Source organism: Paenibacillus sp. 01T422, assembly GCF_056398785.1.
The window spans coordinates 1-4,609 of record NZ_JBFTQB010000512.1; the positions used below are offsets into that span (position 1 = coordinate 1).

The following is a 4,609-nucleotide window of genomic DNA, read 5'->3' on the forward strand; positions in this document are numbered from 1 at the left end:
GAGCCTGCTGCGTATGTGTATAGCCAATCATCACCGTGCCCAAATGTTCCTCTGCAAAGTCCAGTAAATGGTCCTTCAAGAGAAGTGCAGATGACAGTGTCACCGCTAACTTCTCTCTGAGCACCATTCGATAGATCGCAATTCCCATATCATTGCGGCTTCTCGCAAGATGCAAATTGCCAGCAATATCCCCAGCATGTGCCAGCAGCTGATGCTCGACCTGAAAGAATAAATCTTCGAACTCTCCGGTATAGGTGCTGTGGCGCAGAGCCTCCACATCAAGACTTTGAATGGCTTTAGCTATTTGTCTGGATTCTTCTTCCGTGATCAGGTTTTGCTCACGCAGCATGATCAGATGTGCTTTATTGATTGCCATCATAGGGCCTAGCAGATTTTCTTTAGCTTCATTAAATGCTGGCTCCAAAACAACCTCCGTATACGTTTTACCCGGGAAAGATGATCCTTCCGATTGCAGCAGTTGTTCACGATATCCCATTTTGCAATTCATCCTTTCCTATCATTTTTTTGCTCTCATCCCAAGCCAATTCATGATTAGTTGATTCATATTTCTGACAGCTTCTTCCACGAACGCCTCTCCGGCTTCATAGGAAGTTTGCCTAATTTTACCTGTGTATCCATCCCATCCTTGAGGGGTACCCTCCACTAAAACATAGGGCATTGAAGTTAAAGGCGGACATGAATCTAATTCCAAATCTGAATCCTGTACGGAAACCAAGTCCGGTCGAAAAGCCTTAACGGCAGACATTTCGTATGGACCCCCATGGCCTCTGCCCGCAGTCCCGTGAAATAACCCCATATGCTCAGAAAAATCAGTCGCAACCATTTGCCACCAGTTGATTAACAAGAAGCTCGCGTCTTTATATTTACCGGTGATGGATTCGGCTACAGTCCGGGAAGGACCCATATTGCCATCGTGAGCATTGAGTAAGACAATATTTCGAATACCCAACTGACAAATTCCGTCTACGACGTCTGATAAGTATTCAATGAAGACAGATGGGCGGACCGAAACCGTACCAGGATAATCTTTGGTTTTGCCTGGACAAGGCGTATACGATATTACAGGATAGATTAAGGGCTTAAGAGCAAAATCCACCTTTTGTGCAAAGCCCTCAGCCAAGATAACATCCGTACCCAACGGTGAATGTGGTCCATGATATTCTAAAGAACCCAATGGAACCACTGCAAATTGCGCTGTATTCTTAACTTCATCTACCTCTCGCCCATGAACATTCATTACATTCATATCCCCTGAACAACCTCCGAATTCATGATACATATGGAGAACACTGAGCGTGCCCTCCATATGTACTTGGTTAGCTAACTGCTATATTACTGTTTTTGACTAATCATATTAACGAACATACGAATTGCGCCTGGAACTAAATTTGGAATTTCACGATACCAAACCAGCGAGCTATATGTGTAAACACCTTTTCCGTAAGGAGCTGATAAGAAAGTACCTGTGAATTCTTTTTCACCCGGATCTCCGTTAGAAATCAACTCCGTGTACGCATTGCCCCATTCTGCAGGATTATAAGCGGAACGGTCCTGAATCCACGAATCCCAATCTGCATCTGTAATCTTATTTGGGTAATTGAAGATCGGATGATCCGGGGCCAGCATCGTTACCTTGGAATTTTCATCGGTTACCCGCCATTTAATTAACGGCTCACCAATCTTAATCGGATAAGGTGCAAGCTCAGGCTTCCATTTATCTTCAGGCTTGTGATATTGAACCACGAGGTTCCCGCCGTTCTTCACATAATCCAACAGACGTTGATTACTCGGAATCAGCTCCGGACGGAATGCATATGCACGAATGCCAAGAACAATCGTGTCATATTGAGAGAGATCGCCGAATTGGATTGCCTTGTCATCCAGCTTCACAACATTAACACCTACTTGACGCAAATATTCATCAATGTTGTCAAAACCGCTTGACACGTATCCAACTTTCAAATTTTGCGGAACAGCCAAATCGAACGCTTGAATTTTTAGTTCGGCCGGTTGAACCAAATACGTTGTACCGATATGCGGATAGGAAATCACTTGAACGCCTTCATTGCTTTGAACATCTTCATTCTTAGCTACCGCCGTAATCGAGTACTTACCTGTGGCCACATTGGAGGAGCCTTTGACCGTGAAGGATACGGATTTGGTTTCGCCTTTAGCAGCAAAACTCACCTCTTCTACAGACGGCTCAGCCGTCCAGCCCTCCGGCAAGTTCAAAGAAATAGATGCCTTGGAGGCGCCTTGCGTATAATTACGTACTGTAACCTTAACCGGGATCGCTTCATCCGATTTCAATGTATTAAATACAGTTGCACTAGGGCTAAGAGACATCGCATACGCTGGAAGAATTGCGACCGCATTTTGCGGAACTGCTCTAACCGTACTTGATGTATCAAACGCCTTGTATGTAACATCAGCCGTTAGGTTCGGCGCCGCATAAGGCTTGAACTCCGCAGCATCCTTAGGTACGGTTACATTGTACGTAACGGAAACTGTTTGATTTTTGCCAATCGAATCAAAGGTAACCGGCCCTGCAGCCTTTGTTTCCCACCCTTGTGGAACATTCAAGTTTAGTTGAATGCTTTTCAGGTTTACATTGCCACCGTTGAAGGCAGAAACTACGACTTTGGTCGTTTGCCCGGCTACTAGCTCACCCGTTTCTGGCTTTACTTTAACAACCAGCGAAGTGGCTTCCATACTAGCTTTGTTCAATTGCGCGTCTTTCACGTTCAAACGATAGAACAAATCATCCTTCACGGCTTGTTCAAGACTGGAAGACTTCACATCTGCCAAGGCGTTTTGGACATCCTTTTTCATTTCGTGAACTTCCCGAGCCACTTCCGTGAAGTTTGGATACGCCTGAATAACCTCTTCACTGTCTTTTTGCAGCTGCTGTAAGTCCTTCGTTACTTTATTATCCTTGCCTTTGGTTTCAACCTCTTTAGCCAGGTCGGCAAAAGTAAATGCAATGCCATCAAAGAAACTTGCTTCCTTATCATTCGTTTTTACTGTACTTGATTCAAGCGTATAATAATTACCGGAGGGACCTTCATCTACGATTCTACCCATACCTTGACTTTTATGCATAAAACGCGATTCCTCACCCAATTGCACATAAGAGGCGCCGTAGATGTTATCATAATCACCTACTGGAACCATGACGTTATATTTCTTGGCATCTGCTGGCAAATATAACTTCTTAACCTGCCAAGGCTGCAGACCTTTCTTTAGCTGCTCAGGGAATACATTCGGGTCAGCGGCATCCTTGTAAGCCCGAACAGTAAGAACGTTAATCGTTCTATGATGGCCATGCGTCGAATCTTCATTAAGGAATGATGGAATGATTACATCCGGACGATCCTCACGGATCTTACGTATCAACCGTTCGTACGCAACGGACTCTCCCCAATGCTGAAGCGTTTCTTCTACACTTTTAGAAAATCCAAAGTCAAAAATCGGATCATTGATTTCTTCGCTAAGCATACCTAGTGTTACGTTAGTGATTTTAGAGGCTTCTTGCAGTTCGCGCGTTCTGATGATTCCCAGGGGATTCCCCAGCTCGCTGCCGATTTCATTTTGCCCGCCCTCGCCACGGTTTGCAATAACGCTGAAAGTATTGACGCCTTTGCCAAGAGAAAGATAAGCAAGCACAGCACTGTGCTCGTCATCTGGATGGGCACCGGTATTCATGGCACTTGCAATGGTCGCTAACGGCTTGATCGATTTCCATAGATCTACTACGCCTCGTTCTGCATAAGCAGGACTTGCCATTGCAGGTAAGAGCATACTTCCTGCGATCGCAACGCTCGTCATCATCGATACTAATTTGGGGCTTGATTTCGACTTACCACTCAATTGAACTCCTCCTTTGATCATTCCAATCTCACACGGCAAGAAATGGCCAATTTCCCGCTGTATATCATGACGTGGTTATGAACTCCTAGGTGTTCCCACGATATGACCGAATCTGCTTGAAGATCATCAGTAATCGTCAGAATGCGCTACCTGCTTTATCCCCTGTAATCTTACGCGAAATAAAGAGAACAATGATAATCAGCACGATCTGCAAAACGCCATATGCACAAGCTGTGCCGAATTCGAAAGAGTACATTCTCTGAAATATTTCTACTGAGATGGGAACTGTGCTTGTTTTAAAAAGCAAGATTGAAGCTACGAATTCGCCAATGCCATCCACGAACGCAAGCAATGTCCCGGCCAGTATGYCGCTAAGCGCCATCGGGAAAACCACGCGCCGGAAGCTGTACCACCAGGTAGCACCCAAATTGCGTGCTGCCTCTTCCGTGGAAGCGTCCATTTGTATCAAGGTAGCGGACGTCGAGCGGAAAACCAGAGGTAAATGGCGAACAAAATAGGCGATAGGCAAAATCCAGAAGGTTCCTACCAATACTTGGTTAAAGCTGAATATTGACGGCGTACTGAATGCAGCTATCAGATTAATACCTACAACTGTACCTGGCAGCGCCCATGGAAGCATAATAAAAATGTCCATTAACGATTTTCCTTTGAATTTCAAACGAACCATCGCGTAAGCAGCCGCTACGCCAAATATGAC

Annotated in this window: 4 protein-coding genes; all 4 read right to left on the reverse strand. The window is 45.1% G+C overall.

Translation table 11 applies throughout. The annotated features are described in order from the left end of the window. Positions 1-496 (reverse strand): lyase family protein (locus AC1DUA_RS24620; protein ID WP_477502269.1); only part of this gene is annotated, 496 nt, incomplete at its 3' end. Positions 497-517: 21 nt separating this feature from the next. Beyond that, a complete protein-coding gene (locus AC1DUA_RS24625) occupies positions 518-1,267 on the reverse strand; it encodes a creatininase family protein (protein WP_477502270.1) in 750 nt (249 codons plus the stop codon). 86 nt (positions 1,268-1,353) lie between these two features. After that, positions 1,354-3,852 (reverse strand): NEW3 domain-containing protein, encoded by a 2,499-nt coding sequence (locus tag AC1DUA_RS24630; protein ID WP_477502272.1) that lies wholly within the window; start codon positions 3,850-3,852, stop codon positions 1,354-1,356. Positions 3,853-4,027: 175 nt separating this feature from the next. Then, positions 4,028-4,609, reverse strand: a 582-nt coding sequence (locus AC1DUA_RS24635; RefSeq protein WP_477502271.1) for an ABC transporter permease, incomplete at its 5' end; no start/stop codon positions are given.